Source organism: Neobittarella massiliensis (ex Bilen et al. 2018) (assembly GCF_900289145.1).
Lineage (GTDB): Bacteria > Bacillota > Clostridia > Oscillospirales > Ruminococcaceae > Neobittarella > Neobittarella massiliensis.
The window spans coordinates 1-23,092 of record NZ_OKQO01000011.1 but is presented as its reverse complement, the minus strand read 5'-3'; the positions used below and the strand labels follow the sequence as shown (position 1 = coordinate 23,092).

The window sequence follows — 23,092 nt, the reverse complement described above, 5'->3', positions numbered from 1 at the left end:
ATGATACCTCGCAAAAAACATGGATCGCTGTGGCCATCTGTAAATAGCGCACAGCCGTGATCGACCTCATTTATATACTTTCGACAGGCTTCGTCGGACGCATTTTGAGACCTGCCGCGCGGGTAAAAAAATTTTTAAAGAGACCCCTACACTGGATATTGTGGTCTGATACACAGTATAAAATTTTTGCGCACCACTGTAAAGCAAAGTGGCAAAAACCGCATGGATATGGGAAACAAGAGTAAATAAGTATACATTCTATCTGTATTTATTTTTTGTAATATTACATATTGTATATCTCACTTTCACAAAAGCTTGCTTTGCAGCAACACAATATATAGTGGTTCAAATAAAAAACACCTACTAATTATAGGATTTTCCTGTTGACATCCCTTGAGGGTTGGCTTAAAATAATGCTAGCACAGACCGATATGCATGTCGTGGCTACTTTGCGTGGTGGTCACGGTATTTTTTCGCAGTCGTTCCCCTGGCTATTTTGCTTATCGACCGGCTGGCTGCCGGTGCACAGTATGTGATATAGAATGGTACTACAAAAGGAGACAGCGACATGATCGAGACCATTGTGAAGAGAGACGGGCGCACGGTCCGCTTTGACAGCGATAAGATCGCCAACGCCATCTTTCTGGCCGCCGCACAGCTGGGCGGGCAGGACTACCAGACGGCCAAGGAGCTGGCCGGCATGGTGGAGCAGTACCTGGAGGGGGAACTGCACAACACCTCTCCCACAGTGGAGGACATTCAGGACGCGGTGGAGAAAGTACTGGTGGACCAGGGGCACGCCCGCACCGCCAAAGAGTACATTTTGTACCGGGCCGAGCGCAGCAAGGTGCGGGAGATGAACTCGCGCCTGATGAAGGTGTATGAGGACCTGACCTTTCAGGACGCGGCGGAAAACGACATCAAGCGCGAGAACGCCAACATCGACGGCGACACCGCCATGGGCACCATGCTCAAGTACGGCTCGGAGGGGGCCAAGCGCTTTTACGAGATGTTTATTCTCGACCCCGAGCACGCGCAGGCCCACATCAAGGGCGATATCCACATCCACGATATGGATTTTTACACGCTGACCACCACCTGCTGCCAGATCGACCTGGATAAGCTGTTTACCGGCGGTTTTTCTACCGGACACGGCCATCTGCGCGAGCCCAACGACATCCAATCCTACGCGGCGCTGGCCTGCATCGCCATCCAGTCTAACCAAAACGACCAGCACGGCGGCCAGTCGATCCCCAACTTTGACTATGCGCTGGCCAAAGGCGTGATCAAGACCTATAACCGGCTGTACCGGCAGAACCTGGGTAAGTGCCTGGAGCTGCTGGCCGACCTGCCCGACGGGCAGCAGGCCGCCGCAGCGGTGCTGGATAAGCTGCAAAAGGCCAGTTTTGCCCCGGCGCTGGAAGACGCCGAGAGCTTTGAAGATGCGCTGAAGGCGGCGCTGCAAGACGGCATTTGCAGTGCCGAGACCGCCGCGACGGTAGCTGCACACACCAAGACCTACGCGGTGAAAGAGACCCGCCGCGCCTGCTACCAGGCCATGGAGGCGCTGGTACACAACTTAAACACCATGCATTCGCGCGCCGGGGCACAGATCCCGTTTAGCTCGATCAACTACGGCATGGACGTGAGCCCCGAGGGCCGGCTGGTTATCGAGAGCGTGCTGCTGGCCACCGAGAAGGGGCTGGGCAACGGCGAGACCCCCATCTTCCCCATCCACATCTTCAAGGTAAAAGAAGGGGTGAACTACAACCCCGGCGACCCCAACTACGACCTGTTCAAGCTGGCCTGCAAGGTATCGGCCAAGCGGCTGTTCCCCAACTTCTCGTTCTTGGACGCACCGTTTAACGCCATGTACTATAAGCCCGGCCACCCGGAGACCGAGATCGGCTACATGGGCTGCCGCACGCGGGTGATGGCCAACAACTACGACCCCGAGCGGGAGATCGTGAGCGGGCGGGGAAACCTGTCGTTCACCTCGATCAACCTGCCGCGCATCGCCATAAAATCCCACGGCGACATCGACTGGTTCTTTGAGGAGCTGGACCGCAAGATCGACCTGGTCATCGACCAGCTCAACCACCGCTTTAAGATCCAGTGCCAGAAAAAAGTGAAGAACTACCCCTTCCTGATGGGGCAGGGGGTATGGATCGACTCGGAGAAGCTGGGGCCGGAGGACACGGTGGGCGAGGTGCTCAAACACGGTACCCTGACTATTGGCTTTATCGGTCTGGCCGAGTGCCTGAAAGCGCTGATCGGCGCGCACCACGGCGAGAGCAAAGAGGCCCAGAACCTGGGGCTGGAGATCATCGGGTTTATGCGCAAGCGCTGTGACACCGAGAGTAAGCGCACCGGGCTCAACTACTCGCTGATCGGCACCCCGGCCGAGGGGCTGTCGGGCCGGTTCGTGCGCATCGACCGCGAGGTGTACGGCGAGATACCCGGTGTGACCGACCGCGATTACTACACCAACAGTTTCCACATTCCGGTGTATTTCCCCATCGGCGCCTTTGACAAGATAAGGCTGGAGGCCCCGTACCACAATCTGACCAACGGCGGCCACATCTCGTATGTGGAGCTGGACGGCGACCCCCTGCAGAACCTGGACGCCTTTGAGCAGATCGTGCGCTGCATGAAAGAGGCGGGCATCGGCTACGGGTCGATCAACCACCCGGTAGACCGCGACCCGATCTGCGGCTATACCGGCATCATCGGCGACGTGTGTCCCCGCTGCGGCCGGCGGGAGGGGGAGGGGATCAGCCCCGAAAAGCTCAGGGAGCTGCAGCGCCAGTATCCCGGGGTGCCCCAGTTCGTGGGCATTGAATAGACAGAAGGAGCGGCACTGGCGAGAACACCTACGCACACATGAACACCGGAATCAACGCCTACACAAGCACCGGGCCGGCTGCCGAGCGCGCAGCCGCGCACCGCGAAGATAGACATACACTTTTTATAAGCAGCAAACAGGAGACCGTACAGGGCCTGGGGCCCTGCCGCGACCAGGGAGGTAACGACTATGGCACAGAACACCGCGACCAATGAAAAATACATCGGCGAAGGGGTGGGCTTTGAGCGCATCCGCCGCATCACCGGCTATTTGGTGGGCACCATGGACCACTGGAACAACGCCAAGCGCGCCGAGGAGCACGACCGGGTAAAACACGACGTGCAGATGCAGAAGCTGTAAGCGCGGATGCCGCTTGAGAGAGCGCCTGACTGAGCCCCGCCCGGGCCCGGCCGGGCGCTCTTTTTTTGCCGGGTGACAGGACATAGAAAAGAGCGACTAAAAATGCCGCACCTTTCACAAAAAAAGCAGGGGAACAGACGGGGTGGCAGCCGCTTTTTTGTGCACTATAGCGCATGTGGCCGGCGGGTATCTGTAGCCTTTAACAATGTGAGAAAAAGGCCTTGCAAAAGGATTTATGGCAGCTTATAGTAGGGGTATGACCGACACACAGCGGGGTGGGGTTTCTCTCCCGCGCTGTTTTTTATGTAGCGGCAGGACTTTGGAGGAGGTTTTTATATGGATTATATCGTAGCTGGCATCACCATCACCAACGACGTGGTGTTCGCCGACGGCACCAAGAGCGACTGCCACCTGGGCGGGGCCATCTTTGCCCTGGAAGGGGTGCGGCTGTTTACCGACAATGTGCTGTACGTCTCGAACGTGGGACCTGACTTTGAGAAGTATTACGGCCAGTGGATGGACGACAACAACCTGAAGCGCGACGGTCTCTCTGACGTGTTGGAGCACACCCACTACAATATCGTCAAGTACTATCCCGACGGCCAGTACTACGAGTACTCCATCTACGGGGAGGAATTTTCCAAGCGCAACCGCGAAAAGACCGACATTACCGGCGAACAGATACTGGCGGTGTGCAAAGGCGCCAAAGCCATGTATCTGGACTGCCACGAGAGCGAGCCGGTCATGGCCCATCTGGGGGACATTCGCGCCACCGGCTGCAAGATCATGTGGGAGCCCCCCTCGAACATGCTGATAAAGCCCGAGCTGCGGCAGAAGGCCTGGGAGATCATCGACCAGGTGGACATGTACACCATGAACAAGCCCGAGTCGTTTGCGCTGTTCGGCGTAGAGACCGAGGAGGAAGTGCTGGAAAAACTGCTGGCCTACGGCAAGCCCTGTTTTTACCGGGTGGGCTCGAAGGGCTCGTACATGGTGGCCGACGGCAAATACGCCTTTGCCCCCAGCATAGATGTGGGCGAGTTCGTAGACCAGACCGGCTGCGGAAACTGCTCTACCGCCGCCTCGATGTACGCCTGGTTCGAGGGCAACGACCACCTGATGACCTGCATCATGTCGAACCTGGCCGCCGCCTACAACCTGCTGCAGTACGGCCCCTACCCCAAGACCACCGCCGAGACCAGCGCCCACATTATGGAGCTGGCCCACAAGTACTACGACGAGCTGAAGGACAAGTAGACCTCTGTTTGCAAAACATGAGAGGACCGGCCATTTTTGCGGCCGGTCCTTTTTGTATTGGCCGCATTTTATGCTATAATAGCAGGTATACGGCCGCGCCCGGTACCGGGCGGCGGACAGGCCCGGGGCAGCTGTGCCGGGCACACCGGGAAAGAGGAACGAGGCACCCATGTACTTACACGCCAAAGACCTGTATCTACAATACGGCCAGCGCCCGCTGCTGCGGGGCTGCAGCCTGTATATCGGCCAGGGGGACAAGATCGGTCTCATCGGCCAAAACGGCACCGGCAAGAGCAGCCTGCTGCGCATTTTAGCCGGACTGGAGCCGCCGGACAGCGGGCACATCGACCGCGCCGGCGGGGTGCGTATCGCCTACCTGGCGCAGGATACCCGCATCCCGCCGGAGCACACGGTGCTCTCGTACGTATTGTCGGCCATTGAGCCGGGACAGCGGGAGCAAAAGGCCTATGAGGCCAAGTCGATCCTCAACCGGTTGGGGCTCAGCCAGCACGACGCGCCGGCGGGCAGATTGTCGGGCGGGCAGCAGAAGCGGGCGGCCATCGCCGCGGCGCTGGTGGCCCCCAGCGAGCTGCTGATACTGGACGAGCCCACCAACCACCTGGACACCGACATGGTGACCTGGCTGGAGAGCTATTTGGCCGGCTACCGGGGCGCTGTTTTGATGGTGACCCACGACCGCTACTTTTTAGACCGGGTGGTGGGCCAGATCGCCGAGCTGGACCGCGGTCAGCTGCACCTGTACCCGGGCAGCTACAGCGCCTATGTACAGGGCCGGGCCGAGAGGCAGGAGATGGCCGCCGCCAGCGAGAGAAAGCGCCAGAGCATTTTGAAAAAAGAGCTGGCCTGGCTGCAGCGGGGCGCCCGCGCCAGAGGTACCAAGAGCCGCGGCCGCATCGAGCGGTACCAGCAGCTTTCTGAGCGGGAGGCGCCGGCCGCCGAGGGGCAGGTGGCGTTTTCTTCGCTGAGCTCTCGCCTGGGGCGCAAGACGCTCGACGCCGAGCACCTGAGAAAACAGTACGGCCAGCAGGTGCTGGTGGACGACTTTTCGTATTTGATGCCGCGGGACGACCGGGTGGGCATTATTGGCCCCAACGGCTGCGGCAAGACCACCCTGCTGGGCATGTTGGCCGGCGATATACTGCCCGACAGCGGCAGTGTGGACGTGGGGCAGACGGTAAAGCTGGGCTATTTTCGCCAGACCTGCGACGAACTCGACCAGACACAGCGGGCCATCGACTACATCCGCGAGATCGCCGAGAACGTACAGACTGCCGACGGTACTATGACGGCCAGCCAGATGATGGAGCGCTTTTTGTTTGACGGCGACATGCAGCACACCGAGATCGGCCGCCTGTCGGGCGGGGAGCAGCGGCGGCTGTATTTGCTGGGCATTTTGATGCAGGCGCCCAATGTGCTGTTTTTAGACGAGCCCACCAACGACCTGGATATCCAGACGCTGACCATTTTAGAGGACTACCTGGACAGCTTTTCGGGGGCGGTGGTGACGGTGTCGCACGACCGCTACTTTTTAGACCGGGTGGCACAGCGCATATTTTGCTTTGAGGGGCAGGGGCAGGTGTGCCAGTACCTGGGCGGCTACACCGACTACCTGCAAAAGCGGCCCCAGCCCCAGGCCGCCACTGCCGCCCCAAAGGAAAGTAGGGCCGCGCCCCGCCCCAAAAAGGAGCGGCCGCTGCGCTTTTCGTTTAAAGAGGAACGGGAGTTTGCCGAGATAGACGGCGATATTGCCGCGCTGGAAGAGACGCTCAGCGAGCTGGAGGGGCAGATAGAAAAAGCTGCCCGCGACTTTGCCAAACTGCAGGAGCTGCTTGACCAAAAAGAGGCGCTGCAGGCCCAGCTGGACGAGAAGATGGAGCGCTGGGTATACCTAAACGACTTAAACGACCGCATTACCGCCCAAAAGGGGCAATAGCGCCACTATACCAACTGCTTGAGACACCGAAAAACCGGCGGCTGGGCGGTGTGCCCGCTGCCAGAGATAAAGGAGCGTACCCATGAACTATGCAGATATCACCCTGCGCATTGCCGGTGTGGTGCAGGACTCGATCGTGGACGGGCCGGGCCTGCGCTTTACGCTGTTCGTGCAGGGCTGCCCCCACCGCTGCCCCGGCTGCCACAACCCCCAGACCCATGACCCGGCGGGGGGATACGACTGCTCACTGCAGAAGATCTTAGACGCGGTGGACAAAAACCCGCTGGTATCGGGCGTGACGCTGAGCGGCGGCGAGCCGTTTAGCCAGCCGGAGCCGCTGGCGGTGCTGGCCGGCGCGCTGCGGCAGCGGGGAAAGAACATCATCGTCTACTCGGGCTATACCTTTGAGGAGCTGCTTTCGCGGGCCGAGCGCGAGCCGGCGGTGATAGAGCTGCTGAGCCGGTGTGACTACCTGGTGGACGGCCGCTTTATTTTGGCGCAGAAAAATCTGCTTTTGCGGTGGCGGGGAAGCGACAACCAGCGCATCGTATACCTGCCCGACAGCCTGCGGGAAAAGAGAGCTGTTACCCGCGAAGATATGACGTTTTCAGATGACCGTACCGATGTAGAGATGTAAAAAGGAGATGGACCATGCCAAAGAAAGTAAAGAGAACTGTGCAGACCCACCCCTATAAGATGAGCCCCAACGTAAAGCACTTTGTGTGGACCATGCTGCTGGCGGCCATAGCCGCCGTGGTGGTGCTGGCCATCAGCACCGCGCTGCACGCGCTCAAGGGCGATGCAAATCTGGTATCGCTGGAGGAGTTTGACGCCTCGTATACCAAGATCTGCGAGGAGCGCGGCCTGACGGCAGCTGCTCAGCGGCAGGCTGAGGGCAAACAGGGCAAAGAGGAGCTGTACCAGTATAAGATCGCCACCGAACAGGGAGACCTGCTGCTGAAGGTGCAGCTCAACGACGACGGTAAGGTCATCAGCGCCAACTACCAGTGGCCCACCGGCCAGACCGACCTGGATGCGGTGGCCCAGTACGCGCCGCCGCTGTTCTTGGCGCTGGATAAGACGCTGCCGGTAGAGGGTAGCGGCGAGGTGATCGACGCGCTGCAGGACGATAAATTCAAAAAGAAAAAGGACAAGGACGACACCGGCGACACCTGGGAGTACAGCCGCGAGAAGATCCATTACCTGTACTACGCCGACGACAGCTACTGCGCGCTGTTCGTATCGAACCTGGCCGGCGCTTAAAATATTGAGCGGATGGGGGCAGGCACAGGAGCGGCGCTCGCGGGCGGGACGCACATCGAGCTAATGCTGCCGGTACCGGATGACCGGCGGGCGGTGCTCGCTTGCCGGGCGACTTTTATAGGGCGGGGCGATAGCCTGGATGATGTTGCTGCGCCGGTGGGGCACCCGGACTACGACCGCTGGTACCGGTGGGTGCGCGCCAGCCGCAGTGGCAGCGGGGACACGGTGCCCGCCGAGCCGGCGCTGGCCAACTACGCTGCCTGACCAGCACCGGTCAGGTGGGCAGCTGGTGGGGGTGACCGATATTTGCCGCCGGCTAAACAGCTGTCTGCAACAGTTTGGCGGGTGTATCGGATACAGATACAGAATCCACCCCCAATGGCGGCGACGAGAGGCTTCTTTTGGCGTTACCGGAGTGCCGCGAACGGGGATTGCGGCGGGTGCTTTTTGCCCGTGACAGTGAAAACATCACCTTTGCAGAGCACGACGCGGCACTGCGGCGCCGGGTGGCCGGACCAGCTGCCTTAAGGTAAGTTTTTGACAGACCGCTACCGGACAGACCTGGGCGCCGGTATACGGTAGCTGTACCCTGTGAGAAAAACCAAACGGACCGCCGGGCGGACGGCGGCACATTTAATAAAGAGAGAGGCATGACCCATGGATGATAAGACCGCACTGGTACTAGAGGGCGGTGGCCTGCGCGGCACCTACACCGCCGGTGTACTGGACTACTTTATGGAGCACGAGCTGGCTTTTCCGTATGTGATCGGCACCTCGGCCGGAGCCTGCAACGCCACCGGCTATTTGTCGGGGCAGATCGGGCGCACCAAAAAGATCAACACCGAACTGCTGCACACCAGCAAATATAAAGGGCTGGGGCAGCTGATGAAAAACGGCACCTTTTTGAACCTGGACTACCTGTTCGACGAGATACCCAACGAGATACTTCCCTTTGACTACGACGCCTACGAGCAGAACCCCGCCCGTTTTGTGAGCACCTGCACCAACTGCTACACCGGCCTGTGCGAGTACTACGAAAAAGCGGATATGGGCCGCGACATGACGGCGGTGCGGGCCTCCTCCTCGCTGCCGCTGGTGGCGCCCATGGTGGTGATGGGGGACGGGGCCTATCTGGACGGCGGGCTCTCTGACTCTATCCCTTATGGACACGCGCTGGCCGACGGCAACGACCGGTGTGTGGTCATCCTCACCCGGCCTGACGGATACCGCAAAAAGCCCTCGATCAGTTACCTGTTTATCAAGAGTCTCTACAAGGACTTTCCGCTGCTGCTCAAGAGCATCAAAGACCGGCCGGAGACCTACAACCGCCAGCTGGAAGAACTGGCCGCGCTGGAGCAGGCGGGCACAGCCTTTGTTATCAGGCCCTCAAAGGCCATTAAGATCGGCCGGCTGAGCGCCAAAAAAGAGGAGCTGCTGGCGCTGTATGATCTGGGCTATCAGGACGCGGCCAGCCACTATGCTGCCCTACAGGACTTTTTACAAAAAGAAGCCCCAGAAAATGAACGAGCAGATACTGTGCCGGAGGCCGAGCAGTGAAGGCGGTGGTGCTGGACGGGTACGCGCTGAACCCGGGCGACCTGAGCTGGGACGGGCTGCGCGACCTGTGCGACGAATTTACCTGCTACGACTACACTGCCCCCGCCGAGACCATCGCCCATATCGGCAGCTGCGAGGTGGTGTTTTCTAACAAGACGGTGATTACCCGGGAAATACTCGACGCCTGCCCGCAGGTGCGCTTTATCGGCCTGCTGGCCACCGGGTACAACATCATCGATATCGAGGCGGCGGCCGAGCGGGGCATACCGGTGTGCAACGTGCCCAGCTACTCCACCGCCTCGGTGGCGCAGATGACGATCGCTCTGCTGTTGGAGATCACCAATGCGGTGGGCCTGCACAGCCAGTCGGTCCACGGCGGGAGATGGCAAAACTGCGACGGTTTTACCTACTGGGAGACCCCGCAGATAGAGCTGGCAGACAAGACCTTTGGCATTGTGGGGTTTGGCAATACCGGTATGGCCACCGCGGCCATTGCTCAGGCGTTGGGCATGCGGGTGCTGGTGTACACCCGCACCCCCAAGCCCCAGTACCAAAGCGAGACGCTGCGCTTTTGTGCGCTGGATGAGGTGCTGGCGGGCAGCGATATTTTGTCGCTGCACTGCCCGCTGTTTGCCGAGACCGAAAAGATGATCGACGCTGTGGCTATCGCCAAGATGAAAGACGGGGCCATTTTGTTGAACACCGCCCGCGGCGGACTGTTAGACGAGCAGGCGGTGGCTGATGCGCTGGATAGCGGCAAGCTGTACGCAGCGGGGCTGGATGTGGTGGCGGTGGAGCCCATACTGCCCGATAACCCGCTTTTAAAGGCCAAAAACTGTCTGCTGACCCCACACATAGCCTGGGCCACCTTTGCCGCCAGAAAGCGGCTGATGGGGGTGCTGGAAGAAAATCTGCGCGCCTTTTTAGAGGGCAGGCCGCAAAATGTGGTAAACAACCTCGATTAAACGAAAATGCCGGGCGAAAATCGCCGGGCATTTTTTTAAAGAAAAAGTGGGGGGAGGGGGGACACAGCGATACGCCTGCATATGCTAGTCCCCAGCGGAGCGGGCAAGACCTATTTGACCGAGCGGTCGACCCACAACCCGTGGGTGCCCGGGTTACCCGGGTACATAGTTTGCCCCACTGCAACCTGTAAGACTGTTTTGGACCGCACTGCAGCGTATGGTACGCGGTGCGATCCGGCAGAGCGAGACGCGCTGCTGCGGGCATTTTTACAGCGGCCAAACTTGGGTGATAGAGGGGGTATATATAGATTGGCTATCACCCAATTTTGAGCGGGCTGACACCGTGATTTTTTTGAGTCTGCCCCGATCTATCTGCCGGCGGCGTATTTTAGGACGCTTTATAAAGCGCAAGCTGGGCATGTTGCCCGACAAAAAAGGGGGGACCTGCACTCACTGCTGGATCTGCCGCGGTGGCTGGGTAGCTGGGTGGCTTTTATATGCATACGCTGCCCTATATACGGCAGGTACTGCCGGCCTACCCGCACAAAGCGGTAACTCTGCACAGTTGCCGGCAGGCGCGGCAGTATTTTGAGGATGGTAGGGACCGGGCGCCGCCGGCCAGCGATATAGAAAAATGGGCACGCAGTGCGTGGACATATAGGTAGCTACGGTATGGCTATGATGCCCCAAAAAGGGGCCTGACGCTGCCTGGTTCAAGCTGTTTCCACCAGGAGCGGCCGGATAAATGAAAAAGAGCGGTGGCACCACAGGTAGGGCACCGTGCTCGGCACAGGCGGCAGAGGTCGCAGGGCCGTTGACAAAACAGAAAAACAGTGCTGGATGGGAGCATGTTCCCATCCAGCACTGTTTTTTTAGATTTTGATGCCTGTCACCAGCTGCTTTTTTGGCGTATTAGAGGGCGCAGATAGCGGTGGCCAGACTGCGCAGGTCGTAGCGATTGACCGCGTCGATGAGATCGATATAGTGGGCGGGAAAAGCACCGGCGCCGCGGTAAGCGCCCATGATAGCCCCGATCATGGTGGCCACGGTGTCGGTATCGGCGCCGCCGTTGACCCCGTACTGGATGGCCTGCAGCGCGTTGCCGCCGCTGGCGGCGATGTAGCCGAACACCGCCGGAACCGACTCCAGTGCCGGCAGTCCGGTGCCGATCACTTCGGATATCGCCCGCAGGGCGCCCTCGAAATCGCCCTGATGGGAGAGCCCCAGAGACACAGCCAGACGAATGCGCTTTTCGTAGCTGGCGGCGGGGCCTGGTTTGGCTACCTTTTGTGCCCGCCGGGCCCCTTCTGCGGCGCCGTAGATCCCGGTCTCGATCAGGTCGTCGAGCGATGCGCCGGGCTGCAGCGCCTGCCACACTGCCGCCGATACGGCGCAGGCCCCGGCCAGCGCCGCCACATTGGGGTGGGTGCACAGACAGGCGGTGATGGCACCGTCGATGGTATCGCTGAGACTGTGAGGTGTAAACAGGGCAAAGGGGCCGGATTTCATAGCCGCGCCGTTAGAGGTGTAGAGGTTGTCGCACAGCGGTCCCCGGCCTATATCGGGCTGTGGCTGGCCGGCCTCGATACGGGCGATAGCGGCCAGCGTGGTGGGACCCACGTAGGGGTCGCAGAACTCGGGCAGGTGAGACCACTCTACCAGCGCCCGGTGGGCGGCACTGGCGGTGATGCCGCCATCTTTTACAAAAGCCCAGCAGGTGAGGTAGGAGAGAGAAAAGTCGTCGGTGACGTGGCCGGCGGGAGCGCCGTTGGCGTATGCGTCGAGGGGGGAATCGATCAGGTCGGTGACGAAACCGCCAAAGTCATGCTTGATCATATCGATGGTGCGGGTCTCGGTGGGGGCGCCCATCGCATCCCCCACCGCGGCGCCGAGCAGGCAGCCCAGCACCTGGTCGTAGGTGGCGGCCATCTAGATCTCCTCCTTTGGGCCCAGAGGGGCAAGGTGGGCAAGCTGCTCGGCCAGCGGCAGCAGGTCGAGAGCATTCTCCCGCTCGATGCAGGTGAGACTGTCGGTATCGGGCAGGGCCTGGGGCCATACCGCCCCGGCGAGCAGGCCGGTGATGGCGGCGATCGTGGGGCTGTCGTCACCCAGGTTGGCCGCTATCTGCACGGCTTGCCGGGCACTGGTAGCGGCACAGAGACAGCCAAACACCGCCGGCACCGCATCCACCACCTGTTGGGTGGCACCGATGTAATCGCCCAGCTGCTGCACCGCGCGGTCGAGATCGCCGCGGCAGTCGTTCCCCAGCTGTACGGCCAATTGGATGCGCCGGTACAGAGAGGGGCCTGCCGTGGGGCGCAGGCGCTCACAGCCCACCGTTTGCCCCAGCCGCCCCAGCGCCTGCCGGTAGCCGTTTTGGGCGGCAGCCAGCCCGTGCTGTATGGCGGCCAGCCGGCTGCCGGTAGCCAGTGCTGCCGACAGCGCGCTGCCCACTGCGGCGGCGCCGGTGACCGACAGCAAATTGGGGTGGGTGGACTGGGCGGCGGTAATGATATCATCTACCAGCCGGCTGTCGCCGGGATGGCAGAGCGCCACCGCCAGACCGGCAGCGCAGCCGCCACTGGTGGCGCTGCGGTTAAAGCAGGCCACCCGGTCTTGTTTGGTAAGGGGCAGCTGCTGACCGGACAACAGCTTTATGCCCCGCTGGGTGATGGGCTCGCGCTGGGTGGCATAGCGGATATTTTTTGACCAGCGCAGCGCACCGGCTTTGGCCTGTTCGACACCCCAGCTGCCGTCTGCCGCCATCTGCTGGAGCATGGCGGTGAGCAGAGTAAAAAAGTCGCTGAGAGAACCCTTGGGGCTGCCGGCGTTTACGCTGTCGGCCGGGATGGCCGACAGCGCCGTGACTGGGCCGCTGTTTTGCCGGTATAAAACGGCGCTGCTCTTTCCCTCACAGATCATGCCCAGCGCATCTCCGTAGGCGCCCCAACTCAGGGCGGCGTAGTATCTATTGGCTCTGTCCATTGGCGTGACCCCCTTAAACGATATTTTTATAGCGGTCCATCAGCTCGGTCACTTGGCGGCGGCTGACGGCGCCGCTGCGGCCGCCGACCGACGAGACGCACACGGCACTGGCCGCACAGGCAAACCGGGCCGCCCGGACCGGATCTTGCTGCTGCAGCAAGGCGTGCATAAAGGCGCCGCTAAAGGTGTCGCCGGCACCGGTGGTGTCTACTGCCTTTACCGGGTAGCCGGGCACCGCCGTACAGCCATTACGGGTGCAGACCAGCACCCCGTCTTTTCCCCGGGTGAGCAGCGCGATCTTATCGCTGTCGCCGATGAGATCGAGCACGCCCTGTTGACCCCGATCGCCAAAATAGTAATCGACCGCGCCCTGATTAAAGCTGATGACCGACGCGAGCTGCAGGTAGAAATCGTCGTCGCTTTTATCGGTGGCGGAGGTGGGCTCGGCGTCGACGAAGATACGGGTACCGCCGGCGGCCAGCTGCGTCAAGAGTTGGTGATCGTTTGGAAGAAATTTGTAGGAGAGCATATCGGAGTACACGAAACTGGCGCCCTGCAGCAGTGCCCGCTTAGCCGGTGTATCGCGCACCATGAGACGGTAAGGCATTTTTTGCAGCAGGATGATGCGCTCCTCGCCGTAGAGCAGTATTTGGTGCACGACATTGGGGCGGCCGGGATAGATATCGAGGTAGTCGGTACACACACCGTATTTAGCCACCGACTGGATCAGCGGCTGGGTGTAGTCGTCTTGCCCCATGCCGCCCAGCATATAGCAGCGGCTGCCCAGAGCGGCCACTACGCTGGCGGTATTGGCCATGCCCCCGCCGGGACGCCACTCGAGATAGCTGGCATTTACCTTGCCGCCCAGCACCGGCAGTGTATCGATGCGGTAGTAATCGTCGCGGATACTGCGGCCGATACACACTACATAGCCGCTGGATACCATAAAAAACCACCTCCAAGGCCCATTATAGCCCTGGAGGTGGCGGTTTGTATACCGGCACAGTGCCTACCGTTTGCCGCTGTTTTTTGACATCTAGCCCACCAGAAGTTGGAGCAAGATACCGGAAAGCGAGCCCACGGCAAACAGGGTGAGTATGATCTTGCCGTTTTGGCGCAAATTTTTGTTGTAGCGAAACAGCATGACCAGGCCCACCCCGGCACCGGTGGTGAGGCCGGCGATGACCGAGCCAAAGGTGATGCTGCCGGCCAGGTACAGCTCGGTGAGCAGTACCGAGGCGGCGCAGTTGGGTATAAAGCCGATGACCGCTGCCAGCACCGGCTGCCACAGGCTGTTTTGCAGCAACAGCTTTTCGATAAAGGCGGTACCCACCAGAGAGATGAGCAGATTAAAGGCCAGCATGAACAGCAGGATAAAGACAAAGATCTGCAGTGTGTGGCTGATGGCCGAGCGCCAGATAGAGTGCTGGTGACCGCGGTGGCAGCTGCAGCCGGCGCCGTGCTGCTGGCAGTCGTGCCCCTCGGGAGACTGCTCCTCGCCCAACTTGCGCACCACTACCGGCCGGTGCAGCAGCAGATCGACCACAAAGCCGACGATGAGAGCCAGCACCGTTTTTACCGCCAGCAAAAAGAGCGTGTCCTTCATGCGGTCGGGGTGAGCCAGCATGACCGGCAGCGCCTCGTCTGAGGTGGAGATGAATACCGCCAGCAGCGTGCCCACGGTGACCAGGCCCCGACTGTAGAGATTGGCGGTGGCCGCCGAGAAACCGCACTGGGGAATGACCCCCAGCACGGCACCGCCCAGAGGGCCGAACCTATCGAGCACGGCGTGCAGTTTGACGGTAGAGCGGTGTTCAAAATACTCGATGAGCAGATAGGCCCCCAATAAAAAGGGCAGCATTTTGGCCGCATCTTTGAGGGTGTCTAAAATGACGTCTAAAAAGTCCATAATGCCTCCGAAAATGGGGCGGCCGGGGCAGAGGAGAAATCTGCATCTTCTGCCGGGCGGCCGCCCTGGATACATCTTTATTATAAACCACCTGTCAAATGTTTTTTGTAACAATGTGCAGGTGTCGGCCGCGCCGCTGAGCCCTGCGCCGCCCCAAAAAGCGAGTATAAAAACAGGGACAGGCGACCCTGTTTTTGGCCGCCTGCCCGAATATTTTTGGCGCTATGGAGCTGTAGTAGAGAGCCCTACAGTTACAGCTGCATCTGCTGTGTGTATTTTTGCCAGTATGCGCGCTGCAGCTGGCCGAGCAGCTGCGGGGCCCGCCCGCCGACCGGGCACCCGTCGATACTGGCTACCGGTGCGCCCATACAGCCGGTGGAGAGCACCAGCACCTCGTCGGCTGTCATGAGCTCCTCCAGGGTAAAGGGCTGCTGGCTGGTGGGGATACCCAACTGTTCGCACAGCTGCAGGCAGTGTTTGCGGGTGATGCTGGGCAGTATATAGGCGTCTAGTGGCGGGGTGCAGAACACGCCGCCGCGAAACATGGCGATACCGGAGTGGGCCCCTTCGGTGACCCGGCCGTCGCGGTGAAACACCACCTCGTCACAGCCGTGCTCGACTGCCTGCTGGTAGGCCATCACATTGGGGATGAGGTTGAGCGTTTTGATGTTGCAGTGCAGAAAACGGGTGTCGGGCACGGTGATGAGACGCATGGGCTTTTTGACGTCGTCCAGCGGCATCAGCTGAATAAAAGCCATGAGTTTTGGCGCGCTGTTTTGGGGAAAGGCATGACTGCGCGGGGCCGCGCCGCGGCTGGCCTGCCAGTAGCACAGGTAGCTGTGGGCCGGGTCGACCCGGCCGGCCAGATCGCACAGCAGCTGGGACAGCCTGCTTTTTTCCATGGGGGCGGGGATGCGCAGCAGACGCAGGCTGTCATAAAAGCGGTCCAGGTGTTCATCGAGGGCAAAAAGGCGGCCGTTTTGGCAGACGGCGGCGTCGTACACGCCGTCGCCAAAGTAGAGCGCCCGGTCGGTGATGGGTGCCTTGAGGGTATCGATAGGGCCGATCTGCCCATCGTAGTAGCCGATATCGGTCATAGAGTTCCACCTCGCTGATCTTATAAAAAACAGTATACTATGCATTCAACCCATTGGCAAGTACCCTGCGCGGTGCTATACTATTGGTGTGCGATACGACAAGGTGCCTTTATGGCCATGTTAGGTATTGCCTTTATACGATAAGGGCGCATCTTGAAAAAGGAGAGTTATTGCTATGCCTAAAAAAGTGATACTAGATGTGGATACCGGTTCGGACGACGCTGTGGCTATTATGGCCGCTATGCGGTCGCCGCAGATCGAGCTGATGGCGGTGACTGTGACCCACGGCAATCAGCCGCTGTGCTACACGCTGGACAACACCTTGCGGGTGGTATCGTACATGGGGGGCGGGGTACCGGTATATGCCGGCAGCAGCGAGCCCATGGTGAAAAAGCTGCTGCCGGGCCGCTCGCAAAACGGCGGGCAGCAGGACGTGCAAAAAATGATAAAAGACGGCAAGGAGTTTTCGCTGCACCAGAAGACGCTGGACCTGCCGGAGGCCACCTGCCGCGCCGAGGAGATGCCGGCGGCGGCCTATCTGGTACAGGCGCTGCGCCACAGCACCGAGAAGGTGACGCTGATACCGGTGGGGCCCTGCACCAACATTGCTATGGCTCTGCGCATGGACCCCAGCATTGTGGAGCACATTGAGGAGATCGTGTGTATGGGCGGGGGAGATAACCTGGGCAACCGCACCGCCGCGGCGGAATTTAACTTTTATGCCGACCCGGAGGCGGCCAAGATCGTGTTGGGCTGCGGCGCCAAAGTGCGCATTTTGACCCTGAACGCCACCGGCTCGGCCCGCTTCGACTGGGCGGATGCACAGAAATTTTTAGATCTGGGTACCCCGGCCGGTGAATTTGCCGGCCAGCTGATCCGCCATCGGCTGGAATTCGAGGAGATGAAAGGCAACGCCGATACAAATGGGACGGCGGTGCACGACGCGCTGACGGTGTGTGCAGTCATCGACCCGTCGGTGATCAGCTGTCAGGAGCAGATCCCCTGCGATATCGATATCGGGGGCAGCATATCGGATGGGCAGCTGCTGTGCGACCACCGGGCGACGGCGAAAAAGGATGCGCCCACCTCTGTGGCCTACACGGTGGACAAAGAGCGGGCGCTGGCAGTGCTGCTGGCGGCGATGGCCGAGCGGTAAAGAGCACCGCTTTAAATGTTACCAAATTGTAAAAACGGGGCGATCTGCCACGAAATAGACAAAAAAAGAGGCGCTGCCGTGACAGCGCCTCTTTTCTTTTTTATGCTTTTACGCCTGCTCGGTATCGGGGGACTCGGAGCCGGCAGCAGGGGACTCGGTCTCTGGAGCCGGCAGCTGCTGGTCGTCGCCGCTCTCCTCGCCAGCGTCTTCCTCTTCCTCGCGCTCGGCTCTGGCCACGGTGACCACCTTTTCGTCCTCGGCCACCCGCATGACCCGCACGCCTTGGGCGTAGCGGGACTGGATGCTGATGTCGGAGACGTTCATGCGGATGATGACCCCGTTGGAGGAGATGATGATGAGATCGTCGTCCTCATCGACCACCTTGATGCCGCAGACGTCGCCGCCCTGACCGCTGACTTTGTAGTTGGTGATACCTTTGCCGCCGCGGTTTTGCAGGCGGTACTGGTCGAGATCGGTACGGCGGCCCAGACCGTGCTCGGTGACGGTGGCCAGTGTGGCCCCTTCGCGCACCCGGGCCATGCCCACCACCTCGTCGCCATCTTGCAGCGTGATGGCCTTTACGCCGTGGGCGGTACGGCCCAGGGGACGGGCGTCGTTTTCGTCGAAGCGCAGCGCGCGGCCCTTTTTGGTGGCCACGATGAGCTGGTGGTGGCCGTTTGTCTGCCGCACCCAGGCCAGCTCGTCGCCGTCTTCCAGCGAGATGCAGATGATGCCGCCACGGCGCCTGGTCTGGTATTCGCTGAGCGGGGTGCGCTTGACGATGCCGTGCTTAGTGACCATGACCAGGTATTCGTCGTCTTTAAACTCGGACACGCGGATCATGGAGTTGACCTTTTCTCCCTCCTCCAGCGGCAGGAGGTTGACGATGTTGATACCCTTAGAGGTGCGGGAGCCCTCGGGGATCTGGTAGCACTTCTGGCGGTACATGCGGCCCTTGTTGGTCATGAACAGCACATAGTCGTGAGAGGAGCAGATAAACAGCTCGTCGACGAAGTCCTCGTCGCGGCGGGTCATGCCGGCGATGCCGCGGCCGCCGCGCTTTTGCGCCTTGTAAGTGCTGACCGGCTGGCGCTTGATGTAGCCGAAACGGGTGAGGGTGAGCACGCACTGCTCGACCGGGATGAGGTCCTCGATATCCACCTCGCCGCTGACGGCGGCGATCTCGGTGCGGCGGTCGTCGCCGTACTTCTCGCGGATGGCGTTGGCCTCATCTTTGATCTTCTGCATGAGCAGGCTCTCGTCGCCCAAAATGGCCTCTAACTCGCCGATGAGGGTCATGAGACCAGCCAACTCTTCCTCGATCTTTTCGCGCTCTAAGCCGGTGAGCTGGCCCAGGCGCATAGCGACGATGGCCGATGCCTGCACGTCGTCGAAGCCAAAGCGCTCCATGAGCCGCTCTTTGCCCTCGGCAATCGACTTGGAGGAGCGCAGGATATCGATGACCTCGTCGATATAGTCGAGCGCGGTGTGCAGCGCCTCGAGGATATGGGCCCGCTCCTGGGCCTTGCGCAGGTCGTACTTGGTGCGGCGGGTGACCACGTCTTTTTGAAACTCGATGTAGTTTTCGAGCATCTCTTTTAAGGTGAGCACCTTGGGCTCTCCCTTACACATGGCCAGCATGATGACGCCCACCGTATCCTGCAACTGGGTGTAGGAGTACAGCTGGTTTAAGATGACCTGGGGGATGGCGTCTTTTTTGAGCTCCACCACGATCTTGATACCGGCCATGTTGGACTGGTCGCGCAGGCCGGAGATGCCCTCGACCCGCTTTTCTTTGACCAGGTTGGCGATGCTCTCTACCAGGCGGGACTTGTTGACCATGTAGGGGATCTCGGTGATGATGATCTGGCTGCGGCCGTTTTTGCCCTCTACGATCTCGGCCCGGCCCCGCAGAGTGATCTTGCCGCGGCCGGTGGCGTAGGCCGCGCGGATACCGGAGTAGCCCATGATGATGCCGCCGGTGGGAAAGTCGGGGCCCTTGATGTAGTCCATCAGCTCGGCCACCGAGGCATCGGGGTGGTCGATGAGGAAGTCCATGCCGTCGATGACTTCGCGCATGTTGTGGGGCGGGATGTTGGTGGCCATGCCCACGGCGATACCGGTAGAGCCGTTTACCAGCAGGTTGGGAAAGCGGGAGGGCAGTACCTCCGGCTCCTGCAGGCGGTCGTCGTAGTTGGGTTTAAAGTCGACCGTCTCTTTCTCGATATCGGTGAGCATGAACTCCGCCATCTTGGCCATCTTGGCCTCGGTATAACGGTAGGCGGCCGGGGGATCGCCGTCGATGGAACCGAAGTTGCCCTGACCGTTGACCAGCGGATAGCGCAGCGAGAAATCCTGTGCCAGGCGCACCAGCGCATCGTACACGGCGGCGTCGCCGTGGGGGTGGTAGCTGCCCAGCACGGCGCCGACGGTATCGGCGCATTTTCTAAAGCCTTTGGATGCGGTGAGGCCGCGCTCGAACATGGTGTACAGGATGCGGCGGTGCACCGGCTTGAGGCCGTCGCGCACATCGGGCAGCGCGCGGCCCACAATCACGGCCATCGAGTAGTCGAGGTACGACTTTTTCATCTCTTTTTCGATGTCGACTACTATGACCTTGGTCTTATCGTTCTCCATAGTTCTCCCCATTTCTCTAGCGATCCTGCCGGCCGGGCCCCCGGCTGGGGGGTGCGGCCGACCCGTGCGGTGATCGGTGCCGAATGTACATGTATGTGCAAAGACAGGCCCGGGGCGGCCGTTTGGCGCCCGCTAGCGGCCTGTATGGCGCCTGGCGGCGCCCGGTGTTACTTTTTGTCGCGGCTGCGGTCCTCGGTGAGGCCGAATACCTTTTGCATCTCCACCTCTACGTTGGGGCGGCCGTTTTTGATAAACCACTTACCCAGATCCCGGGTCAGGACCCGGGAGAGCGCAGCGAAATCCTCTCTCTTCATGAGCGATTTGGGGATGGGCACATACTCCTGCTTACCGGTGATGAGCAGGAAGTAGTGGTCGTTCTCGTGGGCCTCGTACAGCTTTTCGTAGTCGAGATAGATCTCTTTGACACGGCTGCCGGGCGTTTGGCCGCGCTCGCTCTGCGCGAGCAGCGCATCGTAGCTGCCGGGACGGGAGGAGACGCTGCGGTAGCGAAAGCTCTCGGCCCCCAGGACGATGGTGTTGTCGGAAAACTGCTGCTCGAGCAGGTCGATCATCTCCTCCCGCCGGCGGCGGGAAAAGGCGTGGTAGAACAGCGCCAGACAGACGCAGACCACGATGACGAAAGCCGAGGACATGATGCTCTGCCAGTCGGCCCCCATAAAGGTGTTTTGGCCGGAGCCCACTCTGGTACGGGTGGTGATGATATAGAGGATGTTGCACAGAAAGCCAAAGGCCAGAAAGCCAAACATCCAAAAATAGAGTTTTTTCTCTTTTTTGCCGCCCACGATCATATAGATCTCGCGGGTCTGATCGCGGTCGAGCTGATAGTGCAGCTGTATGGGTAATGCCATGGATCTACCTTCCTCGTTAAAAGGGGCGGCGCCGGCCCGTTATTTTTTGATGTGCCCGTCGATGAGCGACTTTACCTGCTCGAGGGTGGCGCGCTCGATCTGGTCGCCGGGCAGGATGTAGCCGCCGGTCTCGGACAGGCTGAGGATGAGGTTCTCGCCCAGCCAGTAGGCGTCTTTGATCTCGCTGTATTGGAGGCTTCCCTCACCGACACAGGAGCGCTCGCTGACTGCATCGCGGTAAAAGGTCAGCTGGACCGGCTCTTTAAAATAGTCGTTTTGCTGGTAATTTTTTTTGACTGCCTTGGCCATCTGCCGCTCGAAAAAGAGCGGATAAAAGAAGATGGAGAACAGGCCCATGGCCAGCATGGATACCGACAGGATCATGAAAAAGGCATTTTGATCTTTGGTGACGAGATTGGTGACCATAAAGACGATGGCCATGACCACCTCGAGTATGCCGAAGGTGGTGACCTTTTTTTTGCTCTTTTTTATGAGGCCGGCGGTGACGTGCTGGTTAAAGGCGTAAAAGTCGGCCAGAGATACCTGAAACTGTACCTGTAGGAGCGGCTCTTTTTTATCTGGTGTTGGTTGTTGCATGCTGTGAGACCTATCCTCTCTCTTTGGTGGGCAGCACCAATTTATTCATCACCTCGTCGGGGAGCAGCTGGGGGATATGATACTGGGCCTTTTTCTCGTTTAAAAGGGCCCAGAGCTGCTCGAGCTTTTGCGGGAAGATATAGCGCTTGGAGATGATGAGGCGCTGGAAGCCCTGCAGATTTTTTTTGTTGGAGGCGCGGATGCGCAGGATGATGAGGTTGTCGGTCTCCTGGATGTACTCCACGTCCTCCCACTCGAAAAAGCGGCGGTACTCGTCGGTGCGGATGTTGATCTCTCTGTCGCCGAAATCGACGGTGAGTTTCTCGTCGTAGATGTTGACGATGTTGTGGTCGCGCAGGTTCTCGTAGAGCCGTTTCATATTTTTGTAGTCGGCGTCGTAGCCGGAAAAGTACTCGAAAAAGAACTTGATAAAGAACATGGCCGAGGCCACCAGCGAGATCCAGAGGTAGTTTTTATCGATAAAGGGGGCAAAGGTGAACAGCACCGTGAACCCCAGCACGAAAAACATTTGGATCATCAGGCTGCGGGAGGCGTGATCCCGATCGTCGAGACAGCTCCAGTACTGCTCGAACAGCGAGAACTCATACCAGTCGTCCTGGTCGTTGATATAGGTCAGTTGCAGGTTTTCTTGCATAGTGGTACTCCAAACTGTTAGATTTGCCGCGAAAAAAGGCTGCACGCCGGCGGATATCAGATATCCAGGTCGGTGACGTATTTGGCGTTTTTCTCGATGAACTCCTTGCGGGGGGCCACCTTGTCGCCCATCAAGATGGTGAAGATCTCGTCGGCGCGGGCGGCGTCCTCCACCTCCACCTTGATCATGATGCGGTTTTCGGGGTTCATGGTGGTCTCCCACAGCTGCTCGGGGTTCATCTCGCCCAGGCCTTTGTAGCGGGCGATCTCCCATTTGCCCTCGAGATTTGCCATGTAGTCGTCGCGCTCTTTGTCGCTGTAGGCGTAATAGACCTTTTTGCCGCGGAAGATCTTGTAGAGCGGCGGCTGGGCCAGATATACCCGCCCGTCCTCGAGCAGGGGGCGCATGTAGCGGAAAAAAAAGGTGAGCAGCAGGGTGCGGATATGGGAGCCGTCGACATCGGCATCGGCCATGATGACCACTTTGCCGTAGCGGATCTTGCTCATGTCGATGTCGTCGCCGATGCCGCAGCCCAGCGCCAGCACGATGGGGGTGAGCTTGTCGTTGCCGTAGACCTTATCCATGCGGGCCTTTTCGACGTTGAGCATTTTGCCCCACAGCGGCAAGATGGCCTGAAAGCTGGAGTCGCGGCCCATTTTGGCCGAGCCGCCGGCCGAGTCGCCCTCCACGATGTAGATCTCGGTGTTTACGTTGTCGGTGTTGGCACAGTCGGCCAGTTTGCCGGGCAGCGCGGCGGTCTCGAGCGCGTTTTTGCGGCGGGGGGGGGCTGGCTCTTTTTCACATCTTGATGTGTTTAAAAGAAAGCCCCTTGGGGGGGCGGCGGTTTTCCTGTCGGGCGGGGGGGGCGGCCGCGGCCGGGGCGGGGCGGGCTGTTTTGCGGTGTAAACGGGGGCGGCCCTTCCCCCCCCGCACCTGAGGGGGGGGGAGGGGGCGGGGGGGGGGGGGGGGGGGGGTCGGGGGGGGGG

19 protein-coding genes and 1 pseudogene are annotated in these 23,092 nt (G+C 60.0%); 10 read left to right on the top strand and 10 right to left on the bottom strand.

All coding sequences use genetic code 11. The annotated features are described in order from the left end of the window. The first annotated feature begins 568 nt into the window (after nucleotides 1-568). The 9 genes from C6Y32_RS13915 to C6Y32_RS13880 all read left to right on the top strand — a co-directional run bounded on the left by C6Y32_RS13915 (nucleotide 569) and on the right by C6Y32_RS13880 (nucleotide 10,201). A complete protein-coding gene (locus tag C6Y32_RS13915) occupies nucleotides 569-2,845 on the top strand; it encodes an anaerobic ribonucleoside triphosphate reductase (RefSeq protein ID WP_105205881.1) in 2,277 nt (758 codons plus the stop codon). 189 nt (nucleotides 2,846-3,034) lie between these two features. Continuing rightward, a complete protein-coding gene (gene nrdD / locus C6Y32_RS15190; RefSeq protein WP_129589461.1) occupies nucleotides 3,035-3,205 on the top strand; it encodes an anaerobic ribonucleoside-triphosphate reductase in 171 nt (56 codons plus the stop codon). A gap of 336 nt (nucleotides 3,206-3,541) precedes the next feature. Then, nucleotides 3,542-4,462, top strand: coding sequence for a carbohydrate kinase family protein (locus tag C6Y32_RS13910; RefSeq protein WP_105205880.1), 921 nt, complete (start codon nucleotides 3,542-3,544; stop codon nucleotides 4,460-4,462). Between the two features lie 169 nt (nucleotides 4,463-4,631). Further along, on the top strand, nucleotides 4,632-6,416 hold the full coding sequence (locus C6Y32_RS13905; protein WP_105205879.1) for an ABC-F family ATP-binding cassette domain-containing protein: 1,785 nt from the start codon (nucleotides 4,632-4,634) through the stop codon (nucleotides 6,414-6,416). Between the two features lie 82 nt (nucleotides 6,417-6,498). Beyond that, nucleotides 6,499-7,053: an anaerobic ribonucleoside-triphosphate reductase activating protein gene (nrdG, locus tag C6Y32_RS13900; protein WP_105205878.1), complete on the top strand. Its 555-nt coding sequence runs from the start codon at nucleotides 6,499-6,501 to the stop codon at nucleotides 7,051-7,053. A gap of 14 nt (nucleotides 7,054-7,067) precedes the next feature. After that, nucleotides 7,068-7,679 (top strand): hypothetical protein, encoded by a 612-nt coding sequence (locus tag C6Y32_RS13895; RefSeq protein WP_105205877.1) that lies wholly within the window; start codon nucleotides 7,068-7,070, stop codon nucleotides 7,677-7,679. Between the two features lie 63 nt (nucleotides 7,680-7,742). Beyond that, on the top strand, nucleotides 7,743-7,943 hold the full coding sequence (locus tag C6Y32_RS13890) for a hypothetical protein (RefSeq protein ID WP_105205876.1): 201 nt from the start codon (nucleotides 7,743-7,745) through the stop codon (nucleotides 7,941-7,943). A 393-nt stretch (nucleotides 7,944-8,336) separates the two neighbouring features. Next, nucleotides 8,337-9,236 (top strand): patatin-like phospholipase family protein, encoded by a 900-nt coding sequence (locus C6Y32_RS13885; protein ID WP_105205875.1) that lies wholly within the window; start codon nucleotides 8,337-8,339, stop codon nucleotides 9,234-9,236. Then, nucleotides 9,233-10,201 carry a D-2-hydroxyacid dehydrogenase gene (locus C6Y32_RS13880; protein WP_105205874.1) on the top strand — a complete coding sequence of 323 codons (969 nt, stop codon included), beginning with the start codon at nucleotides 9,233-9,235 and terminating at the stop codon, nucleotides 10,199-10,201. Before C6Y32_RS13885 ends, C6Y32_RS13880 begins: the two co-directional genes overlap by 4 nt. Before the next feature lie 912 nt (nucleotides 10,202-11,113). Here the strand turns inward: C6Y32_RS13880 and C6Y32_RS13875 are convergent. From C6Y32_RS13875 to C6Y32_RS13855, 5 genes are all read right to left on the bottom strand, one after another. After that, on the bottom strand, nucleotides 11,114-12,130 hold the full coding sequence (locus C6Y32_RS13875; RefSeq protein ID WP_105205873.1) for an ADP-ribosylglycohydrolase family protein: 1,017 nt from the start codon (nucleotides 12,128-12,130) through the stop codon (nucleotides 11,114-11,116). After that, entirely contained in the window at nucleotides 12,131-13,186 is a 1,056-nt protein-coding gene (locus tag C6Y32_RS13870) for an ADP-ribosylglycohydrolase family protein (protein WP_105205872.1), read from the bottom strand. A 13-nt stretch (nucleotides 13,187-13,199) separates the two neighbouring features. Next, nucleotides 13,200-14,132: a carbohydrate kinase family protein gene (locus C6Y32_RS13865; RefSeq protein WP_105205871.1), complete on the bottom strand. Its 933-nt coding sequence runs from the start codon at nucleotides 14,130-14,132 to the stop codon at nucleotides 13,200-13,202. Nucleotides 14,133-14,222: 90 nt separating this feature from the next. Then, on the bottom strand, nucleotides 14,223-15,095 hold the full coding sequence (locus C6Y32_RS13860) for a putative manganese transporter (protein WP_164998298.1): 873 nt from the start codon (nucleotides 15,093-15,095) through the stop codon (nucleotides 14,223-14,225). A 251-nt stretch (nucleotides 15,096-15,346) separates the two neighbouring features. After that, on the bottom strand, nucleotides 15,347-16,192 hold the full coding sequence (locus tag C6Y32_RS13855; protein ID WP_105205869.1) for an aminotransferase class IV: 846 nt from the start codon (nucleotides 16,190-16,192) through the stop codon (nucleotides 15,347-15,349). 175 nt (nucleotides 16,193-16,367) lie between these two features. Here C6Y32_RS13855 and C6Y32_RS13850 point away from each other — a divergent pair, with 175 nt between their 5' ends. Then, nucleotides 16,368-17,348, top strand: a complete 981-nt coding sequence (locus tag C6Y32_RS13850) for a nucleoside hydrolase (protein WP_105205868.1) — start codon at nucleotides 16,368-16,370, stop codon at nucleotides 17,346-17,348. A 108-nt stretch (nucleotides 17,349-17,456) separates the two neighbouring features. Here C6Y32_RS13850 and gyrA read toward each other — a convergent pair whose 3' ends face one another. The 5 genes and pseudogenes from gyrA to C6Y32_RS13825 all read right to left on the bottom strand — a co-directional run. Continuing rightward, the gene (gene gyrA, locus C6Y32_RS13845; protein ID WP_105205867.1) at nucleotides 17,457-19,985 is read right to left on the bottom strand and encodes a DNA gyrase subunit A; all 2,529 of its coding nucleotides are present in this window, start codon (nucleotides 19,983-19,985) and stop codon (nucleotides 17,457-17,459) included. A gap of 167 nt (nucleotides 19,986-20,152) precedes the next feature. Beyond that, nucleotides 20,153-20,854 (bottom strand): YcxB family protein, encoded by a 702-nt coding sequence (locus C6Y32_RS13840; protein WP_105205866.1) that lies wholly within the window; start codon nucleotides 20,852-20,854, stop codon nucleotides 20,153-20,155. Nucleotides 20,855-20,893: 39 nt separating this feature from the next. Beyond that, entirely contained in the window at nucleotides 20,894-21,451 is a 558-nt protein-coding gene (locus C6Y32_RS13835; RefSeq protein ID WP_105205865.1) for a hypothetical protein, read from the bottom strand. A gap of 10 nt (nucleotides 21,452-21,461) precedes the next feature. Continuing rightward, nucleotides 21,462-22,106, bottom strand: a complete 645-nt coding sequence (locus tag C6Y32_RS13830) for a YcxB family protein (protein WP_105205864.1) — start codon at nucleotides 22,104-22,106, stop codon at nucleotides 21,462-21,464. Nucleotides 22,107-22,162: 56 nt separating this feature from the next. Beyond that, nucleotides 22,163-22,861, bottom strand: a pseudogene (locus C6Y32_RS13825) (toprim domain-containing protein); the annotation flags it as partial. Between the last annotated feature and the right edge of the window lie 231 nt (nucleotides 22,862-23,092).

Coding starts and splice junctions, on each gene's coding strand:
- C6Y32_RS13915 (WP_105205881.1), top strand. CDS start 569: ATGATCGAGACCATTGTGAAGAGAGACGGGCGCACGGTCCGCTTTGAC.
- nrdD (WP_129589461.1), top strand. CDS start 3,035: ATGGCACAGAACACCGCGACCAATGAAAAATACATCGGCGAAGGGGTG.
- C6Y32_RS13910 (WP_105205880.1), top strand. CDS start 3,542: ATGGATTATATCGTAGCTGGCATCACCATCACCAACGACGTGGTGTTC.
- C6Y32_RS13905 (WP_105205879.1), top strand. CDS start 4,632: ATGTACTTACACGCCAAAGACCTGTATCTACAATACGGCCAGCGCCCG.
- nrdG (WP_105205878.1), top strand. CDS start 6,499: ATGAACTATGCAGATATCACCCTGCGCATTGCCGGTGTGGTGCAGGAC.
- C6Y32_RS13895 (WP_105205877.1), top strand. CDS start 7,068: ATGCCAAAGAAAGTAAAGAGAACTGTGCAGACCCACCCCTATAAGATG.
- C6Y32_RS13890 (WP_105205876.1), top strand. CDS start 7,743: ATGCTGCCGGTACCGGATGACCGGCGGGCGGTGCTCGCTTGCCGGGCG.
- C6Y32_RS13885 (WP_105205875.1), top strand. CDS start 8,337: ATGGATGATAAGACCGCACTGGTACTAGAGGGCGGTGGCCTGCGCGGC.
- C6Y32_RS13875 (WP_105205873.1), bottom strand. CDS start 12,130: ATGGCCGCCACCTACGACCAGGTGCTGGGCTGCCTGCTCGGCGCCGCG.
- C6Y32_RS13870 (WP_105205872.1), bottom strand. CDS start 13,186: ATGGACAGAGCCAATAGATACTACGCCGCCCTGAGTTGGGGCGCCTAC.
- C6Y32_RS13865 (WP_105205871.1), bottom strand. CDS start 14,132: ATGGTATCCAGCGGCTATGTAGTGTGTATCGGCCGCAGTATCCGCGAC.
- C6Y32_RS13860 (WP_164998298.1), bottom strand. CDS start 15,095: ATGGACTTTTTAGACGTCATTTTAGACACCCTCAAAGATGCGGCCAAA.
- C6Y32_RS13855 (WP_105205869.1), bottom strand. CDS start 16,192: ATGACCGATATCGGCTACTACGATGGGCAGATCGGCCCTATCGATACC.
- C6Y32_RS13850 (WP_105205868.1), top strand. CDS start 16,368: ATGCCTAAAAAAGTGATACTAGATGTGGATACCGGTTCGGACGACGCT.
- gyrA (WP_105205867.1), bottom strand. CDS start 19,985: ATGGAGAACGATAAGACCAAGGTCATAGTAGTCGACATCGAAAAAGAG.
- C6Y32_RS13840 (WP_105205866.1), bottom strand. CDS start 20,854: ATGGCATTACCCATACAGCTGCACTATCAGCTCGACCGCGATCAGACC.
- C6Y32_RS13835 (WP_105205865.1), bottom strand. CDS start 21,451: ATGCAACAACCAACACCAGATAAAAAAGAGCCGCTCCTACAGGTACAG.
- C6Y32_RS13830 (WP_105205864.1), bottom strand. CDS start 22,106: ATGCAAGAAAACCTGCAACTGACCTATATCAACGACCAGGACGACTGG.